This is a genomic window from Mesorhizobium sp. M7A.F.Ca.CA.001.08.2.1 (assembly GCF_003998455.1).
In the GTDB taxonomy this organism is placed as follows: Bacteria; Pseudomonadota; Alphaproteobacteria; order Rhizobiales; family Rhizobiaceae; genus Mesorhizobium; species Mesorhizobium ciceri.
In genome coordinates this window covers 1-1,477 of the sequence record NZ_RZPW01001112.1, presented here as the reverse complement: position 1 = coordinate 1,477, position 1,477 = coordinate 1, and the positions used below count along the sequence as shown (strand labels likewise).

Annotated in this window: 2 protein-coding genes and 1 pseudogene; all 3 read left to right on the top strand. The window is 64.2% G+C overall.

Features of this window, described 5'->3' with window-relative positions; genetic code table 11:
* Positions 1 to 520 (top strand): annotated as a pseudogene (locus EN914_RS35305) (RNA methyltransferase); the annotation flags it as partial.
* Positions 513 to 1,313, top strand: coding sequence for a glutamate racemase (gene murI / locus EN914_RS35300; RefSeq protein WP_024504564.1), 801 nt, complete (start codon positions 513 to 515; stop codon positions 1,311 to 1,313). The pseudogene EN914_RS35305 and the gene murI, both read left to right, overlap by 8 nt.
* 63 nt (positions 1,314 to 1,376) lie before the next feature.
* The coding region (locus EN914_RS35295; protein ID WP_127389683.1) for a DUF3008 family protein at positions 1,377 to 1,477 on the top strand (101 nt) is incomplete at its 3' end.

The window sequence follows — 1,477 nt, the reverse complement described above, 5'->3', positions numbered from 1 at the left end:
CTACAATGACGAGGTCGGCCTTGCCGACGAGATCGTCACGTTCCCGGTCGATCCCGATTTCTCGTCGCTCAACATCGCCCAGGCCGCGCTTCTGATGTCCTACGAATGGATGAAGTCCGGCCTGGAAGACGAGACCAAGACCAATTTTTCCGGCCCGGACATGAAGCCGGCAAGCAAGGAGGAATTGCACGGCCTGTTCGCCTATCTCGAAGGCGCACTGGAAGCGCGCGGCTATTTCCGGCCGGCACCGAAGAAGCCGAAAATGATCGACAATCTGCGTGCGGTGCTGACGCGCGCCGGTTTTGCCGAACCGGAGCTGAAGGTGCTGCGCGGCATCATCTCGTCGCTCGACAGGTTTTCGCCGGCGATGCCGCGCGGCGACGGGTCCCCTGGCGATGATCCACGACGCTTGCCCGCGGCCGCCGCGCGGGCCCGCAAGGCGGAAGCGGCGCGCCTTGCCGGCGCCGGCAAGGACGATGACATACCGCCGCTTGGCGGAAAAGGAACCGACAATGACTGAGCGGCCGATCCTGATGTTCGATTCGGGCATCGGCGGGCTCACCGTACTGCGCGAGGCGCGCGTGCTGATGCCCGACCGCCGCTTCATCTATGTCGCCGACGACGCTGCGTTTCCCTATGGCGCCTGGGAAGAGCCGGCGCTGAGGGTGCATATCCTTGAATTGTTCGGCAAACTGCTTGAGCGGTTTGCGCCGGCCATTTCGGTCATCGCCTGCAACACCGCCTCGACGTTGGTGATCGACGCGCTGCGCGACAGATTTCCCGAGCATCCTTTTGTCGGCATGGTGCCTGCGATCAAGCCGGCGGCGGAACGCACGCGCTCAGGGCTGGTTTCGGTGCTGGCGACGCCTGGCACCGTCAAGCGCCAGTACACGCGCGACCTGATCAGCAAATGGGCGCAGAAATGCCATGTCCGCCTGGTCGGCAGCGACAGGCTGGCGGGACTGGCTGAGATCTACATGCGTGAGGGCTTCGTCGATGAGGAGGCCGTGCGCGCCGAGATCGCGCCATGCTTCGTCGAACGTGATGCGCTGCGTACGGATATCGTCGTGCTCGCCTGCACACACTACCCCTTTCTGGCCAATCGTATGCGCAAGACGGCGCCTTGGCCGGTCGACTGGCTCGACCCCGCCGAAGCGATCGCGCGCCGGGCGCTGTCGCTTCTCGCCGACATCGATCCGAGCGGTCGTGGCGAGATGTTGCCTGAAGGGCCCGACCTTGCCGTCTTCACATCGAAAAGAGCCGATTTCCCCACCCGCCGCCTGATGCAGGGGTTCGGGTTGGCGATGTCGTGATTGCGAAGCGGAACATCACGGCAGTCGTTGCGTTTTCTCCTGATGCCAACGGGAGAAAGAGCCATGCCAGCCACCTCGAAAGCCCAGCAGAAAGCCGCCGGCGCGGCTCTGTCGGCCAAGCGCGGCGAGACCAAGAAGAGCGAACTCCAGGGCGCTTCCAAGGG